Raw genomic sequence first — 25,625 nt, forward strand, 5'->3', positions numbered from 1 at the left:
GATAAATACATGAAAAATTGGATCCCACTCCTTTTATTACTTCTTGCCTTATCATCCTGTAAAACAAGAAATGCCATTAAAAATAATAATGGCAACGCACAGGATAGTATTACCACTGCAGAAAATAATAAAAGTCCAAAAGATGTAAATGAGCCGGTGAGCGATAAACTCACTTTTTTCGAGCATGTATTAATCCCACCAAAGTTTGAGCAGATTAAGATCGATAGTAAAGTCCGTGTAGAAACCGGAAGTTTTATACCTACCCTGGATGCAACCGTATATATCGAAAATGATAAAAAAGTATGGATGAACTTAAGGGCTGTATTCCTGAATGTGGCAAGAGGAATTGCCACTCCTGAAGGGATAAAAGGTCAGGATAAAGTAAACAAGGTCTATATTGATTCTGATTTTGATTATCTCAATAATCTATTGAATGTTAATTTCATCGACTATAAATCTTTGGAGAAAATACTGATGGGCAGAACTTTTGTAAAGATCAGTGACTCACAATTTACCCTGACTCAAAATGCACAGGGATATAAAATGGCCTCAAAGGTCAATCAGAAAATTGTCACTGACGAAAAAAACAGGGAGTATAAAATTGTTCTGCAATATGACACGAACTATGATTTACTGAGCGTAAACCTTAAAGATGTTTTATCTCCGGATGAGCTGGAAATTTCTTACAGTGACTGGAATGAATATGAAGGAATCCGCCTTCCAAAAAATGTTAAAATAATTATAAAAGGCTCAAAATCTAGTCAGATTTTAATGGAAAATACGAAATTTGACTTTTCGAGGATGGAAACAGCTTATTCTGTACCATCCAGTTATAAGAAAATTGAGATTAAATGATTAAAAAATTTAGCTTTTTAATAGGTATTTTGGTGTTCGGACTGCACCAGGGACAGCAGAATAAAGAACAGCTGCAAAAACAGAATGCCGAACTTAAAAAACAAATTGCACAAATAAATTCAGATTTAGCCAAAACCCGAAGCGAATCTAAACTTTCTTTAGCCTATCTCACCAACGTTAATCAAAAGTTAGTTTTAAGAGAAAAGGTTTACAATAATACCCAGAAAGAAAAAAGATTTATCGAAGATGATATCTACCTGCGCCAGCTGGAGATCAATCGTCAGAATAAGGAATTGGCAGTTCTGAGAAAAAATTATGCTGAAGTTCTTGTAAATGCTTATAAAAACAAAGGTGTACAAAATAAAGTAACCTTTATCCTTTCTTCGAAGAATTTAGGAGAAGCTATACGTAGAGTACAGTACCTGAAACAATATTCTGATTATCAGGATAAGAAAGCTGCCGAAATCACTGATGCAGCTAATCAGATCAAAAAAACAATTGCACAAAGACAAAACTCGGTAAAAGCAAAAGAAAATCTGTTGATCAACCAACAGAAAGATCTTGCAACGATTAATGCAGAAAGGGCACAAAAAGAACAGCTTGTTACTGAATTCAAAAAGAACGAGTCGAAACTTACGGTTGAGCTTAAACAAAAACAGGTTCAGTCTAAGGCCCTTGAAGGACAGATCAGAGCAATTATTGCTGAGGAAATAAGAATAGCAAAGGCTGAAGAAGAAGCAAGAAGAAAAGCGGAAGCCGAAAAAATCCGTTTAGCCAAAATCGCTGCAGAAAGAGAGAAGGCGAGAATTGAAGCCGAAGCTAAAGCCAGAGCTGAAGCGCTGGAAAGAGAAAGAAGATTGGCTGAAGCTGAAGCTAAAAGAGCTGCTGAGCTGGCCGCAAAAAGAGCTGAAGAAGAAAGAAAGCGTAATGAAGAGGCCGCCAAAGTAGAAGCCAGTGCTAGAGATGAAGCTAAAAGATTAGCCGCTAAAAAAGCATCAGATGAAGCTGCTGCTAAATCACGAGAAGCTGCCAATAAGCTGGCTGCCGCAAAAGCAGCAGAAGCCGCTCTTGCCAAGAGAAAAGAAGAAGATAAAAAAGCTGCGGAAACAAAGGCAATGACAAGCTATGGGGTTTCTACTTCTACCGGAAGCAGTTTTGCAGACAACAGAGGAAGACTTGGTTATCCTGCAGACAGAGCGGGACAAATCACCCACCGCTTTGGAAGACAGCCACACCCTGTTTTCAAAAATATTACAGAAGAAAATAACGGAATAAAAATTTCTGTTCCTGCCGGTACGCGTGCTAAATCTGTGTACCCAGGGTCAGTATCTTCAGTACTGGCAAACAATGATGGAACCAAAACTGTTATTGTAAAACACGGAAGCTATTTTACTATTTATTCCAACTTAGGAAATGTAAGCGTTTCTAAAGGACAACAGGTTTCTTCAGGGACTCCTGTAGGCACAGTAGCCCAGGATTTTGACGGTTCCTATACCCTTGATTTCCAAGTATGGAACGGAAGTACACCAGTTGATCCATTAGGTTGGATTTCATATTAAAAAAAGCTTAACTTTGTAAAAATTTTAAGAGATGAATACAATAACAATACTAGCCTTATCTTGGCAGCATATCCTTATCGTAGCAGTACTTTTGGTATTACTATTTGGAGGAAAGAAAATTCCGGAATTAATGAGAGGAGTAGGTTCGGGAATCAAAGAATTTAAAGATGCGGTAAAAGAAGAAGATAAACCAGGTTCTGAAAATAAAACTTCTTCTACAAATAATAATTCTTCCAGTAACTAATATTCCTTACGATTAATGAATTTCACTGAGACTGCATGGAAAGTCTTCAATCAATGTATTGAAGACTATCACGTGTCTGATAACGTTAACTCTCTAATTAATAACCCGTTCGAAATAGATAGTTTGGAACGGATTTTGTATGCAAAGAACTGGATTGATACCGTTCAATGGCATTTGGAAGATATAATTAGGGATGAAAATATTGATCCGGCTGAGGCTCTTCAATTGAAGAGAACAATAGACGCCTCCAATCAGAAAAGAACTGATCTGGTAGAATATATTGACAGTTGGTTCCTTACAAAATTTGAAAATATAACTCCTAAACCTGAAGCAAAAATAAATACAGAAACTCCCGCTTGGGCAGTAGACAGATTATCAATTCTTGCTCTCAAGGTTTATCATATGTCACTGGAAGCGAATAGAGAATCTGCTTCTGACGAGCACCGCAAAAATTGCCAGGCTAAACTGGATGTACTGCTTACTCAGAAAGAAGATCTATCAACTTCCATAGATCAGTTGCTTGCTGACATTGAAAACGGTAATATTAAGATGAAAGTGTACAAACAAATGAAAATGTACAACGATGAAAGTCTTAATCCAATCCTTTATCAAAAAGGGCAACAGAAATGAAAAAACGATTTTTTTTTGGAGTACTAATTATAATAATAACTTCTTCCTGCGCAACGGAAAAGCTTAACCTTTCCCCGCTGTCGAATAATTTTTATAGTGAAACAAAAGGTTCTGATTCTGACAGAGGCTCAAAAAAGAGTTTCAATATCAATATCAAGGAAAATATAAACGCTTCTGAAATTTCAAATATAATTTCAACCTTTCCTAAATTTAAAAGTAATGGGTTGAATGATGAAATAACAAGCTTGAAATACAGTCTTCAGAACTATTTATATGCCATTGATGCGAATAACTCTGCCGGAAAGAGCAGAGCCCTTAAAAGCTTCGAAAAATCATATAAGAAAATACAAAAGCAAAGACAAAATCTTGATAGAGATGATGATGAGGTTCTCAACAGATACCTGGTTCGTTTAAAAACCAATATTTCTGTTATTGAAGATGCTTTACCAGGAAGTTAAAACAATTAACTATTAATGATCAAAACTCAGGCGGAGGCCAATGTTCCTACAGAACATGGCAATTTCCGAATGATAGCTTTCTCTGAAAATGAAAACGACTGGATGCCTCACATGGCTATTATCGCAGAAAACACAGATTTTTCAAAACCTGTTAATGTGCGTTTCCATTCAGAATGTATTACAGGAGAAGTTTTCCATTCAAAAAAGTGTGAATGCGGCCAGCAATTAGACGCCGCTATGAAATATATCCATGAAAATGGAGGAATTATTGTCTATCTTCGTCAGGAAGGCAGAAATATTGGAATTATCAATAAACTAAAGGCGTATTCATTACAGGAAAAAGGTCTAGACACTGTTCAGGCCAACCTTGAACTAGGACTTCCTGCTGATGACAGAAACTTTGGAGTAGCTATTGAAATCCTGAATCTATTAGAGGTAAAAGATATCAACCTGCTTACCAACAATCCTGAAAAGGTAAAATATGTGGTAGACAGTAATATTCACCTTAATTCACGGATTCCTTTACAAATTCCGGCTAATGAAATAAGCAAAGGCTATTTACAGACTAAAAAAGATTTCTTTGGACATCTCCTGGATGACAATGATAATTAAGATAAAACAGGCTTCAGAATCTATCTGAAGCTTTTTTATTTTCCTAAGATATACCTTATTTCATCACATGAGGCTCTGCACCTTTTTTGAGGAGCTTTCTGCCAACAAAAAAGAAATAGCTACACTTGGCTTCATCTTATTAGAGTTGATCCATTTTTCGTATAAATCAAAAGCTCCAGGATTTCTCCCGGAGCTTTCTTTAATTATAAAAAACTGAAAAGATATTTCTTAATTTACTCTTGTAGATGAAACATTAGAATCATTAAGATTATAATATTTTACTACTGCGTTATAATCGCTATAATCTACAGGTGGAGTTGCATTGGCTGATTTGAGGTTATTACCTGAAACAGCTGGAACTAATACAATTCTGAATCTTTGGTTATTTAACCAGTTGGTTTTCTCTGTAGAAGTTGTACCAGTAGTTAAATCAAAGTTCCAATTTTCTAATCTTACCTGTACATTCTGAGTATCAAAAACAAAATTGTATTCAAATACTCTATTCGTAGGCATGCCTGTTACATTGTCTAACACTACCGTTTTAGGAATTTGTTGCCATGCACCTCCGGCATCTCTATAAACCAGTACTACATCTGTATTCTGAATAGCAATACCTTGCTTGAATGCAAAATTATTACTGCTATTAAATGTACCTGTAACATCTTTTATCTGGGCATTGACTGTATTTTGTACGACAACATCATCTTTGTTATCACAACTGAAAGACAAAAAGCCAACTCCGGCTAATAATATAAATGGAAGAATTTTTTTCATTTCTATTTAAAGTTTAGTTATTATTTATATTGCGTATTCAAATCATATACCAAAAATTTAAAAAACATTGTTTTCGTCATTTTTTTAATTGTATTTTTGTTCTTATTCAAAAAGTCATGAAGAAAATAGTATATACTTCACTCTTTATTGTTGCACTGATAAGCCCAAAGATTAAAGCTCAGTATCAGCCCAAAAACACATCTCAGGAAGATTTGAAAAAGGCACAGCAATGGGTAGAAAAAACGTATAAAAATCTTTCTCAGGATGAAAAACTGGGACAACTCTTTATTGTTGCATTATATACTAATAAAGGAGAGGATTATATCAATCAGGTAAGAAATATTGTTACAGCTGATAAAATAGGTGGTTTGATCTTAATGCAGGACGATGCAGCCAGAGAAATCAACCTTGTCAATGAGTTTCAGCAGAAGTCCAAAGTTCCGTTGATGATCGGCATGGACGCTGAATGGGGACTGTTCCAAAGAATAGCAACTGCCCACAAATTTCCTTGGGCAATGACATTAGGGGCAATCCAGGATAAGAATTTAATTTACCAGATGTCTGCAAAAATTGCAGAAGATTGCCATAGAATGGGTATTAACTGGGATTTTGCTCCGGTAGTGGATGTCAATACGAATCCAAACAATCCTATCATTGGTAACAGAAGCTTTGGATCAGAAGTCAATAATGTGATTGGCTCTGCTCTATCCTATTCTAATGGTCTTCAGGACAACAATATATTGGCTGCGATCAAACATTTCCCGGGTCATGGTGACACCAATACAGATTCACACCTTGATCTTCCCGTTGTTTCTCATAACCTCAGCAGGCTTAATACTATAGAATTAGCACCATTCAAAGCATTAATGGATAAAGGAATCGGTGGTGTAATGGTTGCTCATTTATATGTTCCGAGTTTAGAATCAGGAAAAGGAATTCCGGCTTCAGTCTCTAAAAATATCATTACAGGTTTATTGAAAGACCAATTAGGCTATAAAGGATTAATCATCACAGATGCCCTCAATATGGGTGCTGTAGCCAATAAATACAAACCGGGAGAACTGGATGCCATGGCCTTCAGCGCAGGAAATGACATTATGCTTTTCTCACAGGGCGTTTCTGAAGGTAAAAAACTGATTCAGAAAGCCATAGATAAAGGAGAAATCCCTCAATCCCGGGTGGAAGAAAGTGTAAAGAAGATTTTGCTTACAAAATATTTTTTAGGATTAACTCAATACACTCCCAAAATTCCTGATAACATCAATGCTGACCTGAATAATGATTCTCATAAAACATTGGTTCAGAATTTATATTCCAATGCCTTAACTTTATTAAAGGATGATCAAAAACTTCTTCCTGTTACCGGGAAACAGATTTATTATGTTCCTTTGGAAGAAGCCCCTTACCAAACTTTTGCCAATAGAATGGGGTCAAATGTCATTATAAAAAAAGCAAGCGAAATCAATACAATTCCGGCAGGTTCTACTGTAGTTGTAGGCTTTCATAAGGACAACTCCACGGCTTACAAGCCTTACAAAATATCAGCAGAGTCTAAGAAAACGCTTAGTGATCTGACAAGAAATCAAAATGTAATCCTCAATGTATTTGGAAGTGCTTATGCTTTAAAAGACATTGATATTTCAAAAGTATCAACGGTTCTTGTTTCTTATGAAAACAATGATGATTCTATGAATGCAACAGCCGATGCTTTGAACGGAAAAACAAAAATATGGGGAAGACTTCCTGTACTGGTAAATGACCAATTACAACCAGGCATGGGTATAGATCTTAACCCTACTCTATCTTTAACAACATCAAAACAACAATAATCTAATGAAAATAGGCATACTTTGCTATCCAACATATGGTGGAAGCGGAATTGTAGCAACAGAATTGGGAATGTCACTTGCCAATAAAGGGTATGAAGTGCATTTCATCAGTTCTGCACTTCCTGCAAGATTAGACATTACCAATCCAAATATTTTCTTTCACAGGGTAAATGTTCAAACTTATCCCCTTTTCCAATATCAGCCTTATGATATTGCGTTAAGTTCTATGATCTACCGGGTTGTCAATCTTTATAAGCTTGACTTGCTTCACGCTCATTATGCCATTCCTTATGCCTATGCAGCATTTACGGCTAAACAAATGCTTCGTGAGGATAATAATGATATTCCTTTGGTAACAACTCTTCACGGAACAGATATTACCCTTGTGGGGCAACATCCAAGTTATAAACATGCTGTAGAGTTTTCGATCAATCAGTCGGATGCAATTACTTCGGTTTCCGAAAGTCTGAAAAAAGATACCCTTCAGTTTTTTAATATCAAAAAGGAAATACAGGTTATTACCAATTTTATTGACAATTCTGAATTTGATGACTGTTCTGAATGTCAAAGAACACAGTTTGCAAATCCGGATGAAAAAATACTGATCCATGTCTCAAACCTTCGTCCTGTGAAGCGTGTAGAAGAGGTACTTCAGATTTTTAAAAACGTAAATAAAAAGGTAAAGTCAAAACTGATCATCATTGGAGAAGGTCCTGATATGGAAAAAGTAAACCAATTCCTGGAAGAAAATCCTGATCTTATCTCCAAAATACGTCTTTTAGGTAAGGTCAATGATCTTTATAAAATATTACAGCTTTCAGATGTATTTTTACTGCCTTCGGAGCAGGAAAGCTTTGGGTTGGCCGCTCTTGAAGCAATGGCAGCTTACACCCCTGTAATCAGCTCCAATGCCGGAGGAATTCCTGAAGTAAATATTCAGGGTGAAACCGGTTATTTAGCAGAAATCGGGAATGTAGAAGCTATGAGTAACTATACCATTAAGCTATTGAGTAACGACGATCTTTTATCCCAAATGAAGGAAAATGCAAAAGAACAGGCTATAAAATTCGATTTGAAAAACATACTTCCTATTTATGAGGAAATGTACAGAACAACCATAGAAAATTTTAAAAAGGAACTAACGAAAGTATAGTATTCTTTTAAAAGGTATGTGGACATACAAATTAAGGCTCAGATGATTATCTGAGCCTTTTATATTGACTATTTCTTTATCAATTTTACCATCGAATACCGGGTTTAATCCTGTTTGGTGATGGTAAGATCCGTAAAATGGCCTAATGTACCGGGCCCCACCCAGAGTCCGATACTTCCCCGTAAGTTTTTACCTTGTTTCAGATCATTAACAATCAAAGTAGGCTGGGATGCTCCATTGACATAGAGCTTTGCTGTTTCATCTTTCACTTCTATTTTCACCCTGATCCATTCTGCCGGTAGCATGTCGGCATAAGCTTCATATTTTTCCGGATTCTCCTTCCTTAATTTTTCCCAGGGATAGCCTGGTATAGAAATATATTGAGTAGAATGGTTTCTGCGTATCTGATCTTCTGCTCTGCCGTTAGTAGGCCGCAAATAAAACACCTCCATTTTAGAAGCATCATCTGCCACTCTAAATGCAATGCCTACAAAACCTCGTGCAGTTTCCCCTGCATTCCTAAGGGGTTGTCCTGAAATGGTAGCTTCTATGATACCATTATGAAAATCAATATTTCTTACAACTGCTAAACTTTTATCATTATTACTATTTATTGATGAAGGAATTTGTAACTCTAAGGCATACTTTCCTTTATAGTCAGAATTTACGGCAGTTACCTGATGAGGAATTATATCATTGGGAGTTAATGCTATCCTTTGTGCTTTACATAAAACAGCTGTCGAAGCACTTAATGCCAGAGCCATTACTAACTTTTTATTCATCATAATTCAGTAGTTAATGTTCATATTTTTAACCTATTAAAAGTAATAAATTATCTATCTGTTTGCAAATAAGGATCCTGATAATCTTTAATTAAAATGAAGGAAAGAATATAAAAAAACAAGCAAGGGATTTCTTTTATAAATATATTTTCTACACCGCTTTAAATATATAGAATGCCTGTCATAAATTTTAAAAAGGAGCTGATAGGAGTATTATTTTCTGCTATATTTATTGTTATACTTATGACAGAAAAATTACTTCAATATCTTTGGAACTATAAGATTTTCCAAAATTTTGACTTCAAGGATATTGAGGGGAACTCTGTTGAGATCATTAGTTTTGGAAAATGGAATAAAGATGCTGGTCCGGATTTTCTGGATGCTAAAATTAAGACAAACGGTCTGGTTATCGCCGGGAATATAGAACTTCACGTCCGTTCTTCTGATTGGATTTTCCACAACCATTCTCCGGATCCCAATTACCAAAATATCATACTTCACGTTGTTTTCCAGCATGATCTGGAGATCAGCGAACATACTGAAAAAAACGTCCCTACCTTAGAACTGAACAAGTATATTGATGAAAGTGTAATACATAAGTATAAAAAATTCATTGATGGCAACCAGTTTATAGCCTGTGAAAAAATTTTTGACTGCAACAAAATTCCGGTTCATTTTCACGAAGGAAACATTCTGAAAAAACTGGACGAAAAATCTCTTGAACTTGAACATAACTTATCTCATCACAAAAATAATTTCGAAGCTGTTTTATTTCACAGCCTTGCCTACTCTTTCGGATTAAAAGTGAATGCTCATATTTTCAGACAGATTGCCGAAAGTATTGATTTCAGTATCATTAATAAAATCCGGCAAAATCATCTGCAGCTGGAAGCTTTATTCTTTGGAATTTCCGGATGGCTTGATATTCCTCTGGACGGGCAGATGAAAATATGGAAAAGAGAGTTTGATTTTCTTACAACCAAGTTTATGCTATCCGATTTAAAACTCCATCCTAAGTTTTTAAGATTAAGACCTCCCAACTTTCCGACAATCCGTCTCTCCCAATTGGCAGACCTTTACAACAGACATCAGAATTTATTTTCAAAAATAATCAGTGTTAGAAATGCTGATCAGCTTTATGAAGTTTTTCAGCCTGTAAAAGCTTCTGAATATTGGGACTGTCATTTCAATTTCGGAGCCATTTCAAAACCTACTCCCAAAATGTTGAGTAAGGATTTTATTGATCTCCTCATCTTAAATACTGTACTTCCGTTAAAATATACTTACCACCGGTATCATAATGAAGAAATAGCCGATGAAATTCTGGAATTCTACACGCAAATTACTGCAGAAAAAAATTCAGTAATAAGCGGATGGAAAAATCTGGGTCTCGATATAAAGAATGCATTGGAAAGCCAGAGCCTGATTTATCACTACAAACATTCCTGTGAAGAAAAAAATTGCTTAACTTGCAGTATTGGATTTAAACTATTAAAAGAATCTTGAAATGCTAAGTAATATCCGTCATAAAATGGAGAGAGAATGGTTTGGTGTTCTTACAAGAACAGGAGCTAAACTGGGAATACCTGTATCTAAATTAAGGGTTTTCTTCATCTACTCTACTTTTGCTACCGCCGGTTTTTTCTTTCTCATTTATTTGGGATTGGCATTTACTTTGTGGATTAAAGATATTTTTATCACAAGAAGACCAAGCGTCTTTGATTTATAATTATGGAATTTTTACCGATTATTAATGCTGAGGATGATAGAGTTCAGGAAATCTATAATTCTTATATCAGCACGTTTCCTGTAGACGAACAAAGAGATAGAGAACAGTTTCTGGAACTATTTTCAAATCCACAGACAAAAATCATGTCTGTTGTTCACGAATCTGAAGCTATTGGCTATCTCATCTTATGGGAAATGAGCTCTTTTGTTTTTGTAGAACATTTTGAAGTTTTTGAAGCCTTCAGAAGTAAAAAACTGGGCTCACATATTATGGGATATTTATTGGAAACCTATCCTAAAATCATTTTGGAAATTGAACCTGCAGATTTGAGTGAGGATGCGCAACGCCGTTATTCCTTCTATCAACGAAACAGTTTCAGCCTGATTGATACCAACCACATACAGCCCAGCTATGGTGAAGGAAAACAATCTTTACACCTATGGCTGCTTGCCAACTATGCTCCTGAGAATGTAGAGGAGCTTAAAAATGAAATTTGTGATATTGTATATCCTTAACATAAGAACGCCGGAATATTTCCGGCGTTTATTTTTATATTGGTTACAGGTTGCTAAAAGGATTTTTGCATATGTCATTTTTAATTGTGCAACATTATCTACCTAAGCAATTGATATTTCTAATTCACTTGATATTCCAGCTTTATGGTAATACTGGCTTCTTTATCTTTGGAAGAAGTATTGAAAGTACCTCCATATGAATAATCTTCATTGGAATTGGGAGCAGTGATCTGAATAACTCCCATTGTTGCTTTTTTAAGATTCCCCAGGCTACTACCTGAGTTTTCCGCAATTTTTTCAGCCCGTTCTTTAGCATCTTTTGTCGCACTGGCTATCATTTCCTGCTTTACAGTCGCTAACTTGGTATAAAAATAAGAAGGTGAAGAAGAGGTAAACTCAATTCCACGATTGATAATTTCGGTAATATTTCTGGAAAGGTTTTCAATTTTAGCTACTTCCTTACTTTCAATAGAAACTTTTTGAGTCAGGTTGTACCCCGAAAACTCACCCTGTACATAATTTCCATTGGAATCATTATAACTTCTAAACTGCTTCTGAATATCTACCGATGAAAATACAATTTCAGCTTGCTTAATTCCTTTTGAAAGAAGATAATCATTGATTACCTTTCTATCCAAAGCCAATTCATCATAAGCTGATTTAAGATCCATATTGTTTTTGGAAAAACTTCCGGACCAGGTAATAAGATCGGAAACAAACTGTTTTGTTCCCAGACCTGTAACGGAGATGGTATTTTCAGATTTATTTCTGTTTTTGATAGCATTTCCTAAAAAGCCAAGCCCTATTACAAAACCTAAAGCCCCTATTGCTACTGCAATACTATTTTTATTCATAAGATTTGTGGATTTGATTGATTTAATATCAGTAATGCATCAATTTCCATTCCAATATTTTAAGATTTTCTTAACACTATTTACCACTCTTCTTCAGCCTCTCAACATACAAAGGAATGGTTTCTTCCAGCCTCAGCAGAACACCCGATAGATTTTTTGCTTTTACATAGGTACGTACCTGAGGTTTGGCAACAAATGAAAATTCTATAAATTCTGAGATTCTATCTGCCGGAATTCCGGCTTTTGTAAAATAATCATCTTCCACTCTATCTCTAATCCAGGCAATATGTTCCTGTAAATCATCATATCTGTACAACCTTTTTTGTTTTCGGGCTTTACCACTTATCAGATCATAAGCTCCCTGAACATTCAGGTTTCCTAAAAGTATGGGCAGCAGAACCTGCTTCACTTCTGCCGGTTTTTCTCTCATTTTTCCAACAGGCTGTGGTAAACCTACTGCATCCCGAACTATTTCTCCTTTGTCTACTTTAGCCACAATTCTGGAATCCTGTTCAAGATCACCGGTCAGTCTTTTTACGATTTTCACTTCTTCTATTTCTTTGGGAATCTGAAAAAGCTGTATTAACAGCTGAGAATTAACTCCATCTGTAAGAACTCTTTTAGACTGTCTTCTGAAATCTTCTTTTACAAACCTGAGTTCATCATTCGAAGATGCTTCAATAGAAAACATTCCCAATGAATTGGAATATACTTTTTTATCGGTAGACATATTGATGACCGTTACTCCACTTAAATCTTCATTATTATCATCAATAACTCTTCCTGTTATCATTTGCTGAGAAAACAGAGCATTACAAAGAAAAAGAAATAAAAGAAAAATTCTTTTCCTCCAAAAAATATTTATATTCTCAACAGTATTAACCAATCTTTATTTAAAATTTTATCTGATTTATTTTTCCCAGCTATCCAGTTTATGCAGCTTTCGGTATTCTCCAAAGGCCACTTTTATTTCATATTCTACCACATCATTTTGAAAGTCTTTCCTGTAGTTTTTTGCCAGCATCCTGGTTTTATTGGCGTAGAGAAGGAATCTGTCAATCTGCTCTTCATCCATGCCATATTTTTTCAGAAAATCCAGATTAATTTCACTTTTTACTCTGGTAAGAAAGTTTTGAGTTTCATTATAATCTGCTTTAGTGATTTTCGGTTTTGATGCCTTCTTAATGATCCCTGAAATAGCTTTAAAAACGCCAGCCGCATTTACCTGGCCGGCATTAAAATCATGTCCGGTAAATGTTTTGGAGATCGTATGATCCGGCATAGGCTCATTGAGAGGACTTTTCATATACATTGTTATATCAGATTTTAAGGCCTTTAATTTTCCGGATTCACTTAAATACTTAGAGTCTTTTGCCAGATTTCCTGTGGGCTTATAAACAATCTCCACTTCAGGGATCTGTATTTCCATTCTTTTCAGAATTATATGTAACGGTGATGCTAAATCTTCTTTTGTAATTTTCTTTTCAAAACGGTAATAGCCTTCTTTTACAAATCTGACTTCATCATTTTCCGAAGCATCAATCGTAAAATTTCCCGACATAGTGCTAAGGGAGCTTTTCTGAGCAGAAATATTTATTATTAAAACAGGATTTACATGTATGGTACTGCCGTCTGTAATTTGCCCTGTAATGCTCTGTTGTGAGAACAATTTTCCGGCCACAAATAAAAATATCCAGCACAGTTTAACGAAAGTCTTCATATGAGGTTATTTTTGAGTCTGCGGTGCCCGGTAGGATGATATTCTGGTGAGTACAAAACGTTGAAACCGGTTCAGATCAGCATCACTGCAGAAGCCATATTTTAAAATTTTCTTCCTTTCAAAACCACCCGCAAGAACGTAAGAAATAAAATGATCAATCTGAGACTTATCTATTTTTAAGCTGACAAAATAGTCTTCACCCAGGCTCGCCTCGAGATACTTCATTAAATCGATATCATCCCATTGATTTTTTACTTTTCCTATTGAAAATCCTTGTCCCTTTGGCTGTACAAATTCTCCTGCTCTTGCAGCGAGTATTCTGGGATCAGACTTTTGGGCAATATACTTCCCTATTTCACTAGACAATTTTTCAACCTTTTTAGGTTTGTTATATATTTTGGAATCTATTTTTAAATTTCCGGTGAGCCCTTGTTTCACTTCAACTTCAGGAATCTGGATGGTAACTCTCACTAAACTGACATTCAATGGAGATTGGATATTTTCCTGAGACACGATATGGGCTAAACGCTCATAGCCAGGTTTTATAAAGCGTAATTCATCTCCTGCTTTTCCGGAAATCATAAAATGTCCGTCGCTGTTAGAGAGTACCAGTTCGTCCGTTCTGATATTGATTACGTTGACATCCTGTATTTCGGAACTTCCCTCTGAAGTTACTTTACCGAAGATATAACTTTGAGCACTGGCGGTAATGGAAGAAATAAGAAATAAAAAAAAGAATAGTTTAAGTTTCACGGGCTGTTTTTATAAAGCAAAGCTAAAATTATTTTTAAATTATTCCACAAGTTTAACCACAGTTAACGCCTTTTAGTATTTCTTTTCGATTTTTGCTGTTGAAACTGTTAAATAGCAGAAGCGAATTGTTAAAATTTCTTTTAAATTTTAGCTAACTTGCAGTCTCAATTCTACTTTTCACAATGCAAAATTCTTATACAGTCATCAATGCTTCTGCAGGATCAGGGAAAACATATGCTCTGGTTCAGAGACTGCTGATGATTTGTCTCCGTTATCCTAATCAACACCAATCGATCAGGAATATCCTCGCTCTGACATTTACCAATAAAGCAGCGAATGAGATGAAGGAAAGAATTCTGACATGGCTGGGAAATTTTTCCGCCAGTAATTATACCGAAAATGCGGATCTTAAAAATATTCAAAAAGCTTTTGCTGAACAAGGATTAAAAATTACAATTGATGAACTCCATCTGCGTTCAAAAAAACTTTTGGACTATATCCTTCATAATTATTCTACACTGAATATCGGAACCATTGACCGTTTTAACTCAAGGCTGGTAAGAAGCTTTTCTTATGAATTGGGACTGGCTAAAAATTTTAATCTTGAAATTGAGGCTGAGCCTTACCTGATTGAAGCAGTGGACAAAATGCTCGATCAGATTGGTGAAAACGAAACGATTTCCAATTCTTTCATGGATTATGTAGATTACAGTCTTGAAAACAATGAAAGGATCAATCTCAACAAAAACCTGTATGACTCAGCAAAAGAATTCGTGAAAGATATTCATTACGAACATCTGAAAAGCAACAAAAGTTTTGATGATGCTCATTATGACACTATAAAAACCACGCTTCGTAAAGAGATTGTTCTTCATAAAAAACAGGCTGCAGAACTTGCTGCAAAATCTATTGAGCTATTTAAAGCCAGAAATATTGAGGTTGAAGATTTTGCCCAGGGAAAAAATGGGATTGGAGGCTTTTTCCTTAAGGTTATCGACTTTTATCAACAGAAAAGAGCAGGTTTTCCCTTTCCTACTACTCAGGAAGAATCTGTAGTCAACAATTACAGAAAAGGAGCTTCTTCAAAATCAAAACATAAGGAAGCTGATATTATAGAGATCCTGGATCAACTGCTTGACAACAGAATGCAGCTTATTCTGCTGTATATTGAAACCCAAAAGAAAGAAAAAATACTGTCGGCACTTCTTCCTTTAAAAGTTAATAAGGATATTCAGGATGAGCTCAAAAAGATTGAGGAAGAAAATGACCTGGTCCTGCTTTCAAAATTTAATATTCTGATCAATGAAAACCTTAAAGATGAACCCTCCGCATTTATCTATGAAAAGGTAGGTTCACAGTTTCAACATTACTTTTTTGATGAATTTCAGGATACTTCGGAACTGCAGTGGCAGAATTTTGTTCCGTTAAGAGACCATAGTGTTTCTTCTGAAAATACTTCTTTTACACTGGTTGGAGATCCCAAGCAGAGTATTTACAGATTTCGTGGAGGAGAAAGTAAGCTGATGCTCGATATTATCAATAAGAAAGAGTTTTCTCCTAAAGAAGCTGATCTTCTGGTTCTAAAAGATAACTGGAGAAGTGCCAGAAATATTGTACAGTTTAACAATGAACTCTACCGTTTCCACTCCGGGGAACTGGAAGAGGAACACCAGAATATTTTTGGAACGGATGCCGAACAAACTCCAAAATCTCCAATGGATGGAAGGGTAAAGGTAAACCTCATTGAAAATCTCACGAACGAAGAATTTTATGAGGATACTTCTGAGAAAATGCGAAAAGATATTCAGGAATGTCTGGATAATGGATTCAAATTTTCTGATATCACCATTCTCTGCCGTGGAAATTTTGATATTTTCAGCTATTCCCAAAAGCTGGGAAACTTAAAAGTAAACTACCGAGGTGAAGAGACCAATATAAAAACAATCTCCGATAAAGGACTTACCTTGGAACTGTCCAATACATTAAAAGCAGTTATTGAATTTCTAAGATGGGAAATAAATCCTAAGAATAAACACTGCCTGATCATGATGATGTATTATCTGAATACATTGGGCAAAATTCATATGGCTGATTTCACATTGGAGATGAAAGAGATTTTGGATATTGAAAGCCATGAAGAAATCCTTGAGGGTATTAAAGAAAAATACTCATTACAGCTTAAACAGGATAACTTTCCAAGGTTTAATCTCTACAACTTTGTAGAATATTATATCAATGAATTTTCCGTTGAGAATAAAGAAACAGACTTCCTGCTCAACTTCATGGAAATGCTTTTTAATTTTACCCAAACGGCTGGAGTAAGTACAAAAGAATTTTTGAAATATTGGGATGAGGAGGCATCTTCCTATACCATTCAGGCTTCAGAGAATATTGATGCCATTCAGATTATGACCATTCACAAGTCTAAAGGACTGGAATTCCCTATTGTTTTTATTCCTATGATGAACAAAAACAGAGATAATGAGTTTACGAATTGGTTTGATACGCATGAAAATGACGCTTTAAAAGCAGTCAACATTAATCAGTTCAGTAAGAATCTGGAAGCCTATGACAGCGAAATTCAATTATTCAACAAGAAAAATTCTTATAAAAACCTGATTGACCGATTATGTCTTCAGTATGTTGCTACCACAAGGCCTGTTGAACAGCTATTCTTCTATCTTCAGAAGCCCAATAAGACTTCCAACAATCTGGAAATTTTAGAGTTTATTAAAACAAAAAATACGGATGAAGCTGATGAGTTTGATTTGTATGAAGTGAAACCTGAAATGCTGAAAAAGTATTCCAAAGACAAAAGCTCGCCTTTCAAAACCCAGAATATTCAGGATCTGAAAAATGTCAATGAAAAGACAACTTCCATAAAGATTGCCACTCCATCAAAAAATTATCAGGTAAGAAATGAAAAAGTAAGGATAGGGCTTTTTGTTCACGAACTTCTCTCAAAAATAAATACGGAAAAAGATATTTCAAAGGTACTGGAAGGTTATGCACTGGAAGGTCAGATTACATTAGAGGAAAAAAATGAAATTCAGGGCACTTTAGAGGAAATTGTACGGACCTATGCCGAGTTCTTTGATGAGAAATGGGAAGTAATTAATGAGAAAGACATCATGATTTCAGAAAATGGAGAAAGTTTTATCTTAAGGCCGGACCGTATTTTAAAAAGCGATGAAGGGTATATCATTGTAGATTTCAAAACCGGGGAACAAAAAAGTAAAGATGAAGCTCAGGTGGAGGGATATAAAAATATTCTCGAAAGACTGGGTAAAAAGGTTCTCAAAACTCAAATTATCTATTTATAAACCTCTCTAATGCCTTTATTCGCAGTAATATAATAGAATTGTCTTAAAAAAAACCATAAAATACAAAAGGTTTGATTATTTTTAGTCATTAAACATTAACCAGTCGTGTATTTGAATTGATAAAAGACAATAACTAACCATGAAAATATATTTAATCTCAGTCCTTATAAGTATTGTTATGATGATACTCTCTGCTGTTGCCATCTACAATATTGCAGATTATCTAGATCCCCCGGTAACAGATGACGGACATCCCTATATGCCCACAGAAAACATCGCAAAATCTATCATTGGCAGTTTGATAATAACAGCGATCACTTTTATCGCAGCGGTTAAAGTACAGAGAGAAAGGCAGAAAAGATGAAACCCAACTAACTCTATTTCAAATAATTAAACTAAAAAGCTGCATCATCAGGAACTGGAAGTTTATATTTAATGTCCAGCTGATCATTTTACCTTATTCATTCTCTTACCTTTTGTCTATTATTTGGCATAAACCCGCCCATAAGCTGCTATCTAATACAAACATTGAAATAATTGATTTTCAGACTTTATTTTCTTTGCTAGTGTCTTTTCGCCTTCTGTAGCATCGTTACCCTGATCAGCCATTATAGCTTTTTACAGCCTATTGTAACCATAGAAATAAAAAACCGCTGTTCTGTTGAAAAGCGGTCTTATATTTTAAAAATAGCTGAGTACTAAGCAGCTGGATCAGGAGTAAAGACTCTTTGTGCCAATTCCTGGTCAAAAAGATATAATGCAGATGGGTTGTCGCAAACCATCTTAATCTTTGTCACATACTGCGAAGCACTTGCTTCTTCTTCTACCTGTTCGTTGATAAACCATTGTAGGAAAGATGTCGTTGCAAAATCACCTTCTTCGTTAGCATTCTTTACAATATTGAAAATACTTTTAGTAACAATTTTCTCATGTGCCAACGCCTTCTCGAAAATATCTGTTGCATTATCGAACTCATGAGGAGGTTTTGCAATTTCTCCAATGATAATTTCTCCCCCTACATCATTTAAATAATCAAACATTTTATCCGCATGCATCAACTCTTCTTTGCTTTGCACTCTGAAATAGTTGGCAATTCCATCTAAATCTTTTCCTGAAAACCAGGCAGACATTGAAAGATAGTATTGAGCAGCATATTGTTCGTGGGCAATTTGTTCGTTAATTAATTTTGCAATTTTTTCGCTAACCATAAGTATTAAATTTATATTCAAAAATAGGGAATAAATGCCCGAAATCAAAAGTTTTACCGAAAATTAATACAAAAAGGATGGAAAAACTCCCATCCTTTACACATTAAAAAACTACAATTACAAACTACTATTTTACTTCAGGAGTAGCTGTATTCATGGGCTTCTTCATCATTTTTCTATCTTTCATTGCTACTCTTCTCTGCTCCATCTTAGCTTTTCTGTCAGCCTGCCATTTATCATATTGTTGAGGAGTAAGAATCTGTTTCATATCAGCATCCATTTGTGCTCTTTTAGCCTTCATCTCATCCATCTTGGCCTGTCTGGTCTCTTTATTTTTTTCAAAATCAGCCTTCATTTCAGCCTTTCTTTTTTCATGCAGATCTTTTATTTGTGCTACCTGTGACTGGTTAAGATTAAGATCCTTCTGCATTTGTGCCAAATGCTCCTGTTCTTTTTGCTGTCTCTTTTGCTGCATCTCAGCTCTTCTTGCTTCTTTGTCCTGAGGAGTGGTTTGTTGTGCCATTGCAAAACTTCCCATTCCGATAAATGCTATTGCTAAAACTAATTTTTTCATCTTTAAAAATTTTAATTAATTGTTGTTACATCTTTTTGATTAACAATTAAAACACAAGTTAAATTAACATATTCATAAATAATGTTAAATTTTAATTAAAATAAATCAATAAAACAACAAAAAAAGGACAGATTATAAAAACCTGCCCTTCACACCACTTAAATATAATATATGAAAATTAATTCCTTACCAAACTGCCTCTAAAGCCACCGCTATTACCACGGTTTTGTTGACTTGGTGCAGAACTTTCAGACTTTTGTCTAAAGCCTCCGCTATTTCCTCTGAAGCCACCATTATTTTCTTTTCTGCTTTCACCACTATTGCCTCTGAAGCCGCCACTGTTTTCTTTTCTGGCATCGCCACTATTTCCTCTAAATCCTCCTCCATTGTTACCTCTGAAGCCTCCGGAATTATCGGAATTACCTCTGAAACCTCCATTATTTTCTTTTCTGACTTCGCCACTGTTTCCTCTGAATCCACCTCCGTTATTACCTCTGAAACCTCCCGAATTGTCATTATCCCTGAAACCTCCGGAATTACTGCCATCTCTTACAGGGCCTCTAAATCCGTTATTAGATCTGCTATCTCTTCTGATGATATCAAAAGTAGGATTATCCATTCTGCGGAATCTTGATCTGTCCATTCTGTAAATATTGATATTTACATTTCTGTATCTTGGCATTACAGCATATCTTGGTACATAATATGTTCTTCTGTAATTTTGGAAATAAATAATTGGGCTTGAGCCACGATAATAGTTATTTTGGAAAACGACAAAAACTCTAGGTCCTAAAATTCTTTCCAGTGCATAAAATCTGTCATAATACCATCTGTCCGGATTATATCTGTAAAAATTGTCCCAAGTTGTAAAACTTGAATACAGATTATTCAATCTCATAATCTGGTCGACTTGCCAACGATTTAATCTGTTTTGTACGAAAAAACCGTTCCAGTCAATATTAATAATACTATTTCTGTAATCGTTATAATAACTCTGATAATAATCGCCAGGATAATAATCCTGAGGATAGTTGTAGTAATAATCATCCGGAAAATAATTCCTGTCATCATCGTTGCTATAATAGCCATCTCCATTCTGATAATAACCATCATCTTCCCAACCATTATTCGGATATTGCTGAGCTAGCGTCAAGACGCCAAAGCCTAGAGCTAATCCCAAAAATATTTTTTTCATCTCTATAGTCGTTAATTGGTTAATATATAGCAGAATATCTTAATTCTATCTTTTTGATTCAAATAAAAAAAAGAAGTTAAATCATAAGATTAAACTTCTTTTAATATATTTTTAACTCACTGATAATCAGCTGTTAAATTTATCTTCTTCCACTATCTATTATCCAGTGGGATATTTTTTCATTGAAAACTTGTTTTTCTTTTAGACTTTCCAGTTTTATATGCATTCTATATCGCCAATAATGCGGAAAAACAGCAGGATTATTGATTCTTTCGTTATTAATATTTTTATTGGACAGTTCTGCGTCTGTAGCAAAAAATTCCTGGATAGGGAAAATAGCCAGCATAGCATCGTTGTATAGGTGCTGCTTCATAATGATCTCAGCAAGATCTGGGTTCAGATCTTCCGGAGCTTTTCCGTATTGGATCAACTGTTGGTTAAAATACTTCTGTGTCAAAACAGAATCTTCCTTCCACCATTGCCTTAATGTAGAACTGTCGTGGGAAGAGGCCGTAACCACATTCATATAACCGGCATTCTTAGGATTATAGAATGGAATATTTTCTGAAGGCATACGCTGCACTTTCAGGGCAATAATAGCCAGTTCATCCATGACAATTGGTACACATGCAGGAACCATTCCGAGGTCCTCCCCGCAGATCAGCATTTTGGTGGCATTCAGAATTACAGGAAGTTTTTCCATAGCTTTTTCGTACCATAGATGGTCCTGTCTTCTAAAGAAATAGTCATGGTATAAATCGTAAATGCTTTTCTTTTCAGATTCCGGCAGGTATTTATACGATTCTGTATGATATACATTGAATCTCGGATGATAAACCAGCTCACCATTTCTTTCCTCCGTTAAAAATAACACATTGGCACAAAGTGAGATCAGCCGTTCTTCAAGCACTCCACCAGGATGCTTTTTAAAGAAATCGGCCAGCTTTCTCTGGGTATTAAATTCTTCCTTAAAAGAATAGGTACCATCCTGATTACGATCAATAAATTCAAGGGCTTTTTCACTATTATTTCCAAAGTAATCCCATAAGATCTGAGTATTGATAAATGGTTTACAGTATCTGTCAAAATTAAACGGAATCTGCCAGGCTTTAAATTCATCAGCAACAATAGGAACAGCCGGATAAAAATATCCTAAAATACCCTGTACAGCTGAAATTGGCATTCTCCAGATTCTGAAAAACCCTAAAATATGATCAATTCTCATCGCATCAAAATACTGCTCCAATGCTTTGAACCTATTTTTCCACCACCTATAGTCATCTTCCTTCATCGCCTCCCAGTTGTAGGTAGGAAATTCCCAGTTCTGACCAAGCTCTGTAAACTGATCCGGTGGTGCTCCAGCCTGAAAATCCATACCGAATAATTCAGGTTCTGCCCATGCTTCTACAGAATATCTGTAAATACCTATAGGAAGATCTCCCTTTAAAGAAATACCAAGGTTATGGGCATAATCAACAGCATCTTTCAACTGTTTGTGAAGCTGATACTGTACCCAAGCATGAAGCATAGAACTATCATAGTCTTTACTTTTTGGAGTAAAAAACTGTAAGATTTTCCCAGCTATATATTTTTTGTGGGTTTTCCACTCATTAAAATTAGGAGTCTTATACTTATCTCTCAGCACGCAAAATGCGGCGTAAGGAACAAGCCAGGATTCATTGTCTTTTATAAATTTTTTGAAACCTCGATCTTTATAAACATTTTCTTTTTCTGTATTAAAAATGGCTTTCAGATATTTCCACTTACCGGCAATCACCTTTTCATAATCAATCAGCTCAAGGGTATTTAAAGCTTCTTTTTCAGACAGATAAGCATCAACTAGTTTTTCCGGTAAAGGAAAATCAAGTTTTTCAAGCGAAATATATTGTGGATGTAGTGCATACACTGATACTGCAGCATAAGGATAAGAATCTGTCCAGGAATAGTTCGCCGTAGTATCATTGATGGGTAAGATCTGAATAATTCCGAGGTTAGTTTCCTGGGTCCAGTCTGCTAACTTTTTAATATCCGAAAACTCGCCAACCCCAAATCCTTCTTCACTTCTTAAGGAAAAGACGGGCACAGCTACTCCGGCATCATGATACATTTGATATGCCTTGAATTTAAAATAGTGGTTAGAAACCATCTGAAGAACATCTGTAAAAGGATTAGCTACCGTAAATCTGTTCTCACCGGTTTCAATATCTATTGCCCTTTTTTCTTTGACGTCATAAAGACAATATTTGAATTGAATAAATTCATTTTCCGGAATTTCAACGGAGGCTTCCCAAACTCCAAAGTCAGTTTGGTACAAATGAACGGCATTATCTATATTCCAGCTTCCTAATGATTTTGTACTTCCAAACAATACAATTTTCCAATCAGAATTATAAATAGGAGCTTCCAACCTGAATAAATGTGTATGCTTTTTTAAGACAGGTACTTTCTCCGGGAGAAACCCATGCAATTTATTATATAGAATTTTATTATTTAAATAATGCTCAGGAAAGTTTTTATTATTCCACTCATCGAAAATAATAAACTCCTTATAATTATGTGGAAAATTAAGATGATGTAAAACAAACTCTTCTCTTAAAACACGAGCTTTTTCATCTACAAGCTGATATTTGTAAGAAATTGATTTGGAAAAGAAATCTACTTCACACTTCCATAGTCCATTCTCTGCATAAAACATAGTATGAATATGGGCTGAAGCTCCTTCCTCACCAATAATTAATTGCAGATTTTCTCCGGCCTTTGCAACATAGCCTACATTAAAGTATAGCTTCATCTATATTTTTTTATAAAATTACATTTTAATATCGAAAGATAAAACTTATCGAATATCAAATAATCATTAAAAAACCTTCTCAAATTAATCTAAGAAGGTTCTATATTTTATGGACAAAATTTTGTTCTCGAGAATTAAACTTATTCTGTCACCAAAATCTTTTTATTCAGTAATATTTTTCCGGATGCATCAACAATACTTATAATATAGGCACCACTCACAAGGTTTTTGAAATATACCTTATCTTGTAAAGAGCCATCTTTTACATTCAAGCTTTGTGTCATCACATTTTTTCCGGATATATCAAAAACATTAAAGTGAATAGTTCCTTTAATATTTTTATTGTTCATATAAACATTGACATAATGCTCATTAACTCTCGTTGGATAAACATCAATATTAGTCAATGTATTAGCTGAAGAGGCCTTATCATTAGCAAAATATTTGCTGGCCAGATCATAAATGTGGAGATTTTGTTCTCCCGGAATCTGCTGTGCCTGCAGAGTCCCTAAATCCACTTCGTATAAAGGAGCTCCCTTTGCACTTGCAATAACAACTTTACCTTTTGCATTCACAGCGCTGCCATTTACAGAATAGTTATCGGGAATACCTGCAATTTTACCTATAAACTTTGCTTTCAACTCTTTTATTGATACCTTAAAAACATTTCCGGATGCCGCAAAAATATAGAAATTATTATCTGTATCAGCAATCATATCCCCTCCAAAACCGGTTTCTATAGCAGTAAATGAATTTTTACCATTAGAACTGTCATCTTTTATAATTCCTAAGTCGTTTACTTCATATTGACCATTTCTATTCGTGATCTGCAAAAACTGTGTTCCTGCATTATTCACAGCATAAATGTTGCCGTCATAACCGGCAGTCATTCTCGTTATATGAGAATTGATATCACAGGACGAAGCCTTTCCTATATTATTTTCTATTAAAGTGATTTCCTTAGTTTCAGGATGTAAAATATAAACATTGGAAGAGAACATGGGTATGTACACTAAGTTATTATTAGAAGAATTATAAGCTAGTGCAGCCATCGTCGCAGCCTGAGAGTTATGGGAAGAATTTCTATCTTCCATTACCGTAGTTTTTCTGATCTGTGAAAATACTTTAGCAGAAGATTCTGCTGTAAAGACTTTTTCGCCAGATAGTCCACTTGCAGGATCAATTACCCGAAAGTCATTAAAATTAATACTCTGGGTATCCTTTCCGGTTATCGCAAAGAAATCTTGCTGGGCATGAACATTCGTACCTAATAATAATACAAATAGAGGGAGTAAATGTTTTTTCATAATATGTATATTCTAGAATTCGTAATCATTTTGGTTATGACTAAGTTACATAATTTTAAAATTGAAAAAACAAAAATACACCGGTATTTGAATAATATTTACAATAAATTAATCCAAATACTGATATTTTGCAAATAAGGGAGGTTATCAGTCAAAAAAGAATAATGATGAGTTAAGAGTGATGAATAGTGAACGATCAATGATTGACTCCTGGTTGTAAAAGTTAGTTTATCCAGAATATGGATATTCAATAGGGACGGGCTTTAGCCCGTTCTTATAAAAATACAAAAACAATCCATCGGCTTTAGCCCAAACATAAACCCGTATAATTATCTTGCATACGTTGCCATTCTTAAGTTTGGGCTAAAGCCCTATTGGAAAATCATTTTTAGTAAATGGGCTTTAGCCCATTTCTATTGAATAATGAAATGAGTCCAGAAATAATAAATGAGGAGTGATGAGTTATGAGTATAAATAGTGAATGGTCAATGATTGACTCCTGGTTACAAAAGTTAGTTTATCCAGAATATGGATATTCAGTAGAGACGGGCTTTAGCCCATTCTTTGTAAAAATAGAAAAGAGTTGAGAGTTGATAGTTAGGAGTTAACAGTGTCCAGCATTACTTTATCATACTCCACCTCCTTTGTCATCCCGTAGGGATCTCAGTATTGAGACTTCAATATATATTCTAAGGAGTAATGAGTTAAGGAGTTCAGAGTTAGGAGTTGAGGGTTGACAGTGCTATCACCTATCACCTAT

24 protein-coding genes are annotated in these 25,625 nt (G+C 35.1%); 13 read left to right on the plus strand and 11 right to left on the minus strand.

Annotation, left to right across the window (positions count from 1 at the left end; translation table 11 throughout):
- Positions 1-9 precede the first annotated feature (9 nt).
- The 6 genes from JML65_RS18665 to ribA are packed head-to-tail and all read left to right on the plus strand — an operon-like array spanning position 10 to position 4,358.
- Entirely contained in the window at positions 10-855 is an 846-nt protein-coding gene (locus JML65_RS18665) for a DUF4292 domain-containing protein (RefSeq protein WP_084087777.1), read from the plus strand.
- Entirely contained in the window at positions 852-2,414 is a 1,563-nt protein-coding gene (locus JML65_RS18670) for a peptidoglycan DD-metalloendopeptidase family protein (RefSeq protein ID WP_084087776.1), read from the plus strand. Before JML65_RS18665 ends, JML65_RS18670 begins: the two co-directional genes overlap by 4 nt.
- Before the next feature lie 31 nt (positions 2,415-2,445).
- A complete protein-coding gene (locus tag JML65_RS18675; protein ID WP_047494921.1) occupies positions 2,446-2,658 on the plus strand; it encodes a twin-arginine translocase TatA/TatE family subunit in 213 nt (70 codons plus the stop codon).
- Positions 2,659-2,673: 15 nt separating this feature from the next.
- Positions 2,674-3,288 (plus strand): DUF4254 domain-containing protein, encoded by a 615-nt coding sequence (locus tag JML65_RS18680; protein WP_047494919.1) that lies wholly within the window; start codon positions 2,674-2,676, stop codon positions 3,286-3,288.
- On the plus strand, positions 3,285-3,746 hold the full coding sequence (locus JML65_RS18685) for a hypothetical protein (RefSeq protein ID WP_047494916.1): 462 nt from the start codon (positions 3,285-3,287) through the stop codon (positions 3,744-3,746). The genes JML65_RS18680 and JML65_RS18685 overlap by 4 nt, the downstream gene beginning before the upstream one ends.
- A 15-nt stretch (positions 3,747-3,761) precedes the next feature.
- Positions 3,762-4,358 carry a GTP cyclohydrolase II gene (ribA, locus tag JML65_RS18690; protein ID WP_047494913.1) on the plus strand — a complete coding sequence of 199 codons (597 nt, stop codon included), beginning with the start codon at positions 3,762-3,764 and terminating at the stop codon, positions 4,356-4,358.
- A 228-nt stretch (positions 4,359-4,586) separates the two neighbouring features.
- Here ribA and JML65_RS18695 read toward each other — a convergent pair whose 3' ends face one another.
- A complete protein-coding gene (locus JML65_RS18695) occupies positions 4,587-5,132 on the minus strand; it encodes a hypothetical protein (RefSeq protein WP_084087774.1) in 546 nt (181 codons plus the stop codon).
- Between the two features lie 116 nt (positions 5,133-5,248).
- Between JML65_RS18695 and JML65_RS18700 the strand changes: the two genes are divergently transcribed.
- Complete coding sequence (locus JML65_RS18700; protein WP_202271692.1) at positions 5,249-6,961, plus strand: glycoside hydrolase family 3 protein; 1,713 nt, start codon at positions 5,249-5,251, stop codon at positions 6,959-6,961.
- A gap of 4 nt (positions 6,962-6,965) precedes the next feature.
- Positions 6,966-8,114: an N-acetyl-alpha-D-glucosaminyl L-malate synthase BshA gene (gene bshA / locus JML65_RS18705; RefSeq protein WP_047494729.1), complete on the plus strand. Its 1,149-nt coding sequence runs from the start codon at positions 6,966-6,968 to the stop codon at positions 8,112-8,114.
- 104 nt (positions 8,115-8,218) lie between these two features.
- On the opposite strand, the gene JML65_RS18710 is transcribed toward bshA, so the two are convergent.
- Positions 8,219-8,899 carry a hypothetical protein gene (locus JML65_RS18710; RefSeq protein WP_202271693.1) on the minus strand — a complete coding sequence of 227 codons (681 nt, stop codon included), beginning with the start codon at positions 8,897-8,899 and terminating at the stop codon, positions 8,219-8,221.
- A 240-nt stretch (positions 8,900-9,139) separates the two neighbouring features.
- Between JML65_RS18710 and JML65_RS18715 the strand changes: the two genes are divergently transcribed.
- The 3 genes from JML65_RS18715 to JML65_RS18725 are packed head-to-tail and all read left to right on the plus strand — an operon-like array spanning position 9,140 to position 11,140.
- Complete coding sequence (locus tag JML65_RS18715; protein ID WP_202271694.1) at positions 9,140-10,402, plus strand: DUF2851 family protein; 1,263 nt, start codon at positions 9,140-9,142, stop codon at positions 10,400-10,402.
- A 1-nt stretch (position 10,403) separates the two neighbouring features.
- Positions 10,404-10,625 (plus strand): PspC family transcriptional regulator, encoded by a 222-nt coding sequence (locus JML65_RS18720; protein ID WP_047494723.1) that lies wholly within the window; start codon positions 10,404-10,406, stop codon positions 10,623-10,625.
- 2 nt (positions 10,626-10,627) lie between these two features.
- Positions 10,628-11,140 (plus strand): GNAT family N-acetyltransferase, encoded by a 513-nt coding sequence (locus JML65_RS18725; protein ID WP_047494720.1) that lies wholly within the window; start codon positions 10,628-10,630, stop codon positions 11,138-11,140.
- Positions 11,141-11,259: 119 nt separating this feature from the next.
- Here JML65_RS18725 and JML65_RS18730 read toward each other — a convergent pair whose 3' ends face one another.
- The 4 genes from JML65_RS18730 to JML65_RS18745 all read right to left on the minus strand — a co-directional run bounded on the left by JML65_RS18730 (position 11,260) and on the right by JML65_RS18745 (position 14,467).
- Positions 11,260-11,994: an SIMPL domain-containing protein gene (locus tag JML65_RS18730; RefSeq protein WP_047494717.1), complete on the minus strand. Its 735-nt coding sequence runs from the start codon at positions 11,992-11,994 to the stop codon at positions 11,260-11,262.
- Positions 11,995-12,070: 76 nt separating this feature from the next.
- On the minus strand, positions 12,071-12,787 hold the full coding sequence (locus tag JML65_RS18735; RefSeq protein ID WP_237390934.1) for a carboxypeptidase-like regulatory domain-containing protein: 717 nt from the start codon (positions 12,785-12,787) through the stop codon (positions 12,071-12,073).
- Positions 12,788-12,904: 117 nt separating this feature from the next.
- Complete coding sequence (locus JML65_RS18740; protein WP_202271695.1) at positions 12,905-13,714, minus strand: hypothetical protein; 810 nt, start codon at positions 13,712-13,714, stop codon at positions 12,905-12,907.
- A 6-nt stretch (positions 13,715-13,720) separates the two neighbouring features.
- A complete protein-coding gene (locus JML65_RS18745) occupies positions 13,721-14,467 on the minus strand; it encodes a hypothetical protein (RefSeq protein WP_202271696.1) in 747 nt (248 codons plus the stop codon).
- A gap of 182 nt (positions 14,468-14,649) precedes the next feature.
- Between JML65_RS18745 and JML65_RS18750 the strand changes: the two genes are divergently transcribed.
- Complete coding sequence (locus tag JML65_RS18750) at positions 14,650-17,790, plus strand: UvrD-helicase domain-containing protein (RefSeq protein ID WP_202271697.1); 3,141 nt, start codon at positions 14,650-14,652, stop codon at positions 17,788-17,790.
- A 139-nt stretch (positions 17,791-17,929) separates the two neighbouring features.
- On the plus strand, positions 17,930-18,154 hold the full coding sequence (locus tag JML65_RS18755; protein WP_047494706.1) for a hypothetical protein: 225 nt from the start codon (positions 17,930-17,932) through the stop codon (positions 18,152-18,154).
- Between the two features lie 334 nt (positions 18,155-18,488).
- Here the strand turns inward: JML65_RS18755 and JML65_RS18760 are convergent, their stop codons facing one another.
- From JML65_RS18760 to JML65_RS18780, 5 genes are all read right to left on the minus strand, one after another.
- On the minus strand, positions 18,489-18,998 hold the full coding sequence (locus tag JML65_RS18760; protein WP_047494702.1) for a ferritin: 510 nt from the start codon (positions 18,996-18,998) through the stop codon (positions 18,489-18,491).
- 127 nt (positions 18,999-19,125) lie between these two features.
- Complete coding sequence (locus JML65_RS18765) at positions 19,126-19,572, minus strand: hypothetical protein (protein ID WP_202271698.1); 447 nt, start codon at positions 19,570-19,572, stop codon at positions 19,126-19,128.
- A gap of 178 nt (positions 19,573-19,750) precedes the next feature.
- Complete coding sequence (locus tag JML65_RS18770) at positions 19,751-20,767, minus strand: hypothetical protein (protein ID WP_202271699.1); 1,017 nt, start codon at positions 20,765-20,767, stop codon at positions 19,751-19,753.
- 139 nt (positions 20,768-20,906) lie between these two features.
- The gene (locus JML65_RS18775; RefSeq protein ID WP_202271700.1) at positions 20,907-23,558 is read right to left on the minus strand and encodes a 4-alpha-glucanotransferase; all 2,652 of its coding nucleotides are present in this window, start codon (positions 23,556-23,558) and stop codon (positions 20,907-20,909) included.
- A gap of 140 nt (positions 23,559-23,698) precedes the next feature.
- Positions 23,699-24,865: a T9SS C-terminal target domain-containing protein gene (locus JML65_RS18780; RefSeq protein ID WP_202271701.1), complete on the minus strand. Its 1,167-nt coding sequence runs from the start codon at positions 24,863-24,865 to the stop codon at positions 23,699-23,701.
- Positions 24,866-25,625 lie beyond the last annotated feature (760 nt).

Source organism: Chryseobacterium sp. KMC2 (genome assembly GCF_016756935.1).
Lineage (GTDB): Bacteria > Bacteroidota > Bacteroidia > Flavobacteriales > Weeksellaceae > Chryseobacterium > Chryseobacterium rhizosphaerae.

What these genes read in the sequence shown, in the direction of transcription:
- JML65_RS18665 (WP_084087777.1), top strand. Translation starts at nt 10, where the DNA reads ATGAAAAATTGGATCCCACTCCTTTTATTACTTCTTGCCTTATCATCC.
- JML65_RS18670 (WP_084087776.1), top strand. Translation starts at nt 852, where the DNA reads ATGATTAAAAAATTTAGCTTTTTAATAGGTATTTTGGTGTTCGGACTG.
- JML65_RS18675 (WP_047494921.1), top strand. Translation starts at nt 2,446, where the DNA reads ATGAATACAATAACAATACTAGCCTTATCTTGGCAGCATATCCTTATC.
- JML65_RS18680 (WP_047494919.1), top strand. Translation starts at nt 2,674, where the DNA reads ATGAATTTCACTGAGACTGCATGGAAAGTCTTCAATCAATGTATTGAA.
- JML65_RS18685 (WP_047494916.1), top strand. Translation starts at nt 3,285, where the DNA reads ATGAAAAAACGATTTTTTTTTGGAGTACTAATTATAATAATAACTTCT.
- ribA (WP_047494913.1), top strand. Translation starts at nt 3,762, where the DNA reads ATGATCAAAACTCAGGCGGAGGCCAATGTTCCTACAGAACATGGCAAT.
- JML65_RS18695 (WP_084087774.1), bottom strand. Translation starts at nt 5,132, where the DNA reads ATGAAAAAAATTCTTCCATTTATATTATTAGCCGGAGTTGGCTTTTTG.
- JML65_RS18700 (WP_202271692.1), top strand. Translation starts at nt 5,249, where the DNA reads ATGAAGAAAATAGTATATACTTCACTCTTTATTGTTGCACTGATAAGC.
- bshA (WP_047494729.1), top strand. Translation starts at nt 6,966, where the DNA reads ATGAAAATAGGCATACTTTGCTATCCAACATATGGTGGAAGCGGAATT.
- JML65_RS18710 (WP_202271693.1), bottom strand. Translation starts at nt 8,899, where the DNA reads ATGATGAATAAAAAGTTAGTAATGGCTCTGGCATTAAGTGCTTCGACA.
- JML65_RS18715 (WP_202271694.1), top strand. Translation starts at nt 9,140, where the DNA reads ATGACAGAAAAATTACTTCAATATCTTTGGAACTATAAGATTTTCCAA.
- JML65_RS18720 (WP_047494723.1), top strand. Translation starts at nt 10,404, where the DNA reads ATGCTAAGTAATATCCGTCATAAAATGGAGAGAGAATGGTTTGGTGTT.
- JML65_RS18725 (WP_047494720.1), top strand. Translation starts at nt 10,628, where the DNA reads ATGGAATTTTTACCGATTATTAATGCTGAGGATGATAGAGTTCAGGAA.
- JML65_RS18730 (WP_047494717.1), bottom strand. Translation starts at nt 11,994, where the DNA reads ATGAATAAAAATAGTATTGCAGTAGCAATAGGGGCTTTAGGTTTTGTA.
- JML65_RS18735 (WP_237390934.1), bottom strand. Translation starts at nt 12,787, where the DNA reads ATGATAACAGGAAGAGTTATTGATGATAATAATGAAGATTTAAGTGGA.
- JML65_RS18740 (WP_202271695.1), bottom strand. Translation starts at nt 13,714, where the DNA reads ATGAAGACTTTCGTTAAACTGTGCTGGATATTTTTATTTGTGGCCGGA.
- JML65_RS18750 (WP_202271697.1), top strand. Translation starts at nt 14,650, where the DNA reads ATGCAAAATTCTTATACAGTCATCAATGCTTCTGCAGGATCAGGGAAA.
- JML65_RS18755 (WP_047494706.1), top strand. Translation starts at nt 17,930, where the DNA reads ATGAAAATATATTTAATCTCAGTCCTTATAAGTATTGTTATGATGATA.
- JML65_RS18760 (WP_047494702.1), bottom strand. Translation starts at nt 18,998, where the DNA reads ATGGTTAGCGAAAAAATTGCAAAATTAATTAACGAACAAATTGCCCAC.
- JML65_RS18765 (WP_202271698.1), bottom strand. Translation starts at nt 19,572, where the DNA reads ATGAAAAAATTAGTTTTAGCAATAGCATTTATCGGAATGGGAAGTTTT.
- JML65_RS18770 (WP_202271699.1), bottom strand. Translation starts at nt 20,767, where the DNA reads ATGAAAAAAATATTTTTGGGATTAGCTCTAGGCTTTGGCGTCTTGACG.
- JML65_RS18775 (WP_202271700.1), bottom strand. Translation starts at nt 23,558, where the DNA reads ATGAAGCTATACTTTAATGTAGGCTATGTTGCAAAGGCCGGAGAAAAT.
- JML65_RS18780 (WP_202271701.1), bottom strand. Translation starts at nt 24,865, where the DNA reads ATGAAAAAACATTTACTCCCTCTATTTGTATTATTATTAGGTACGAAT.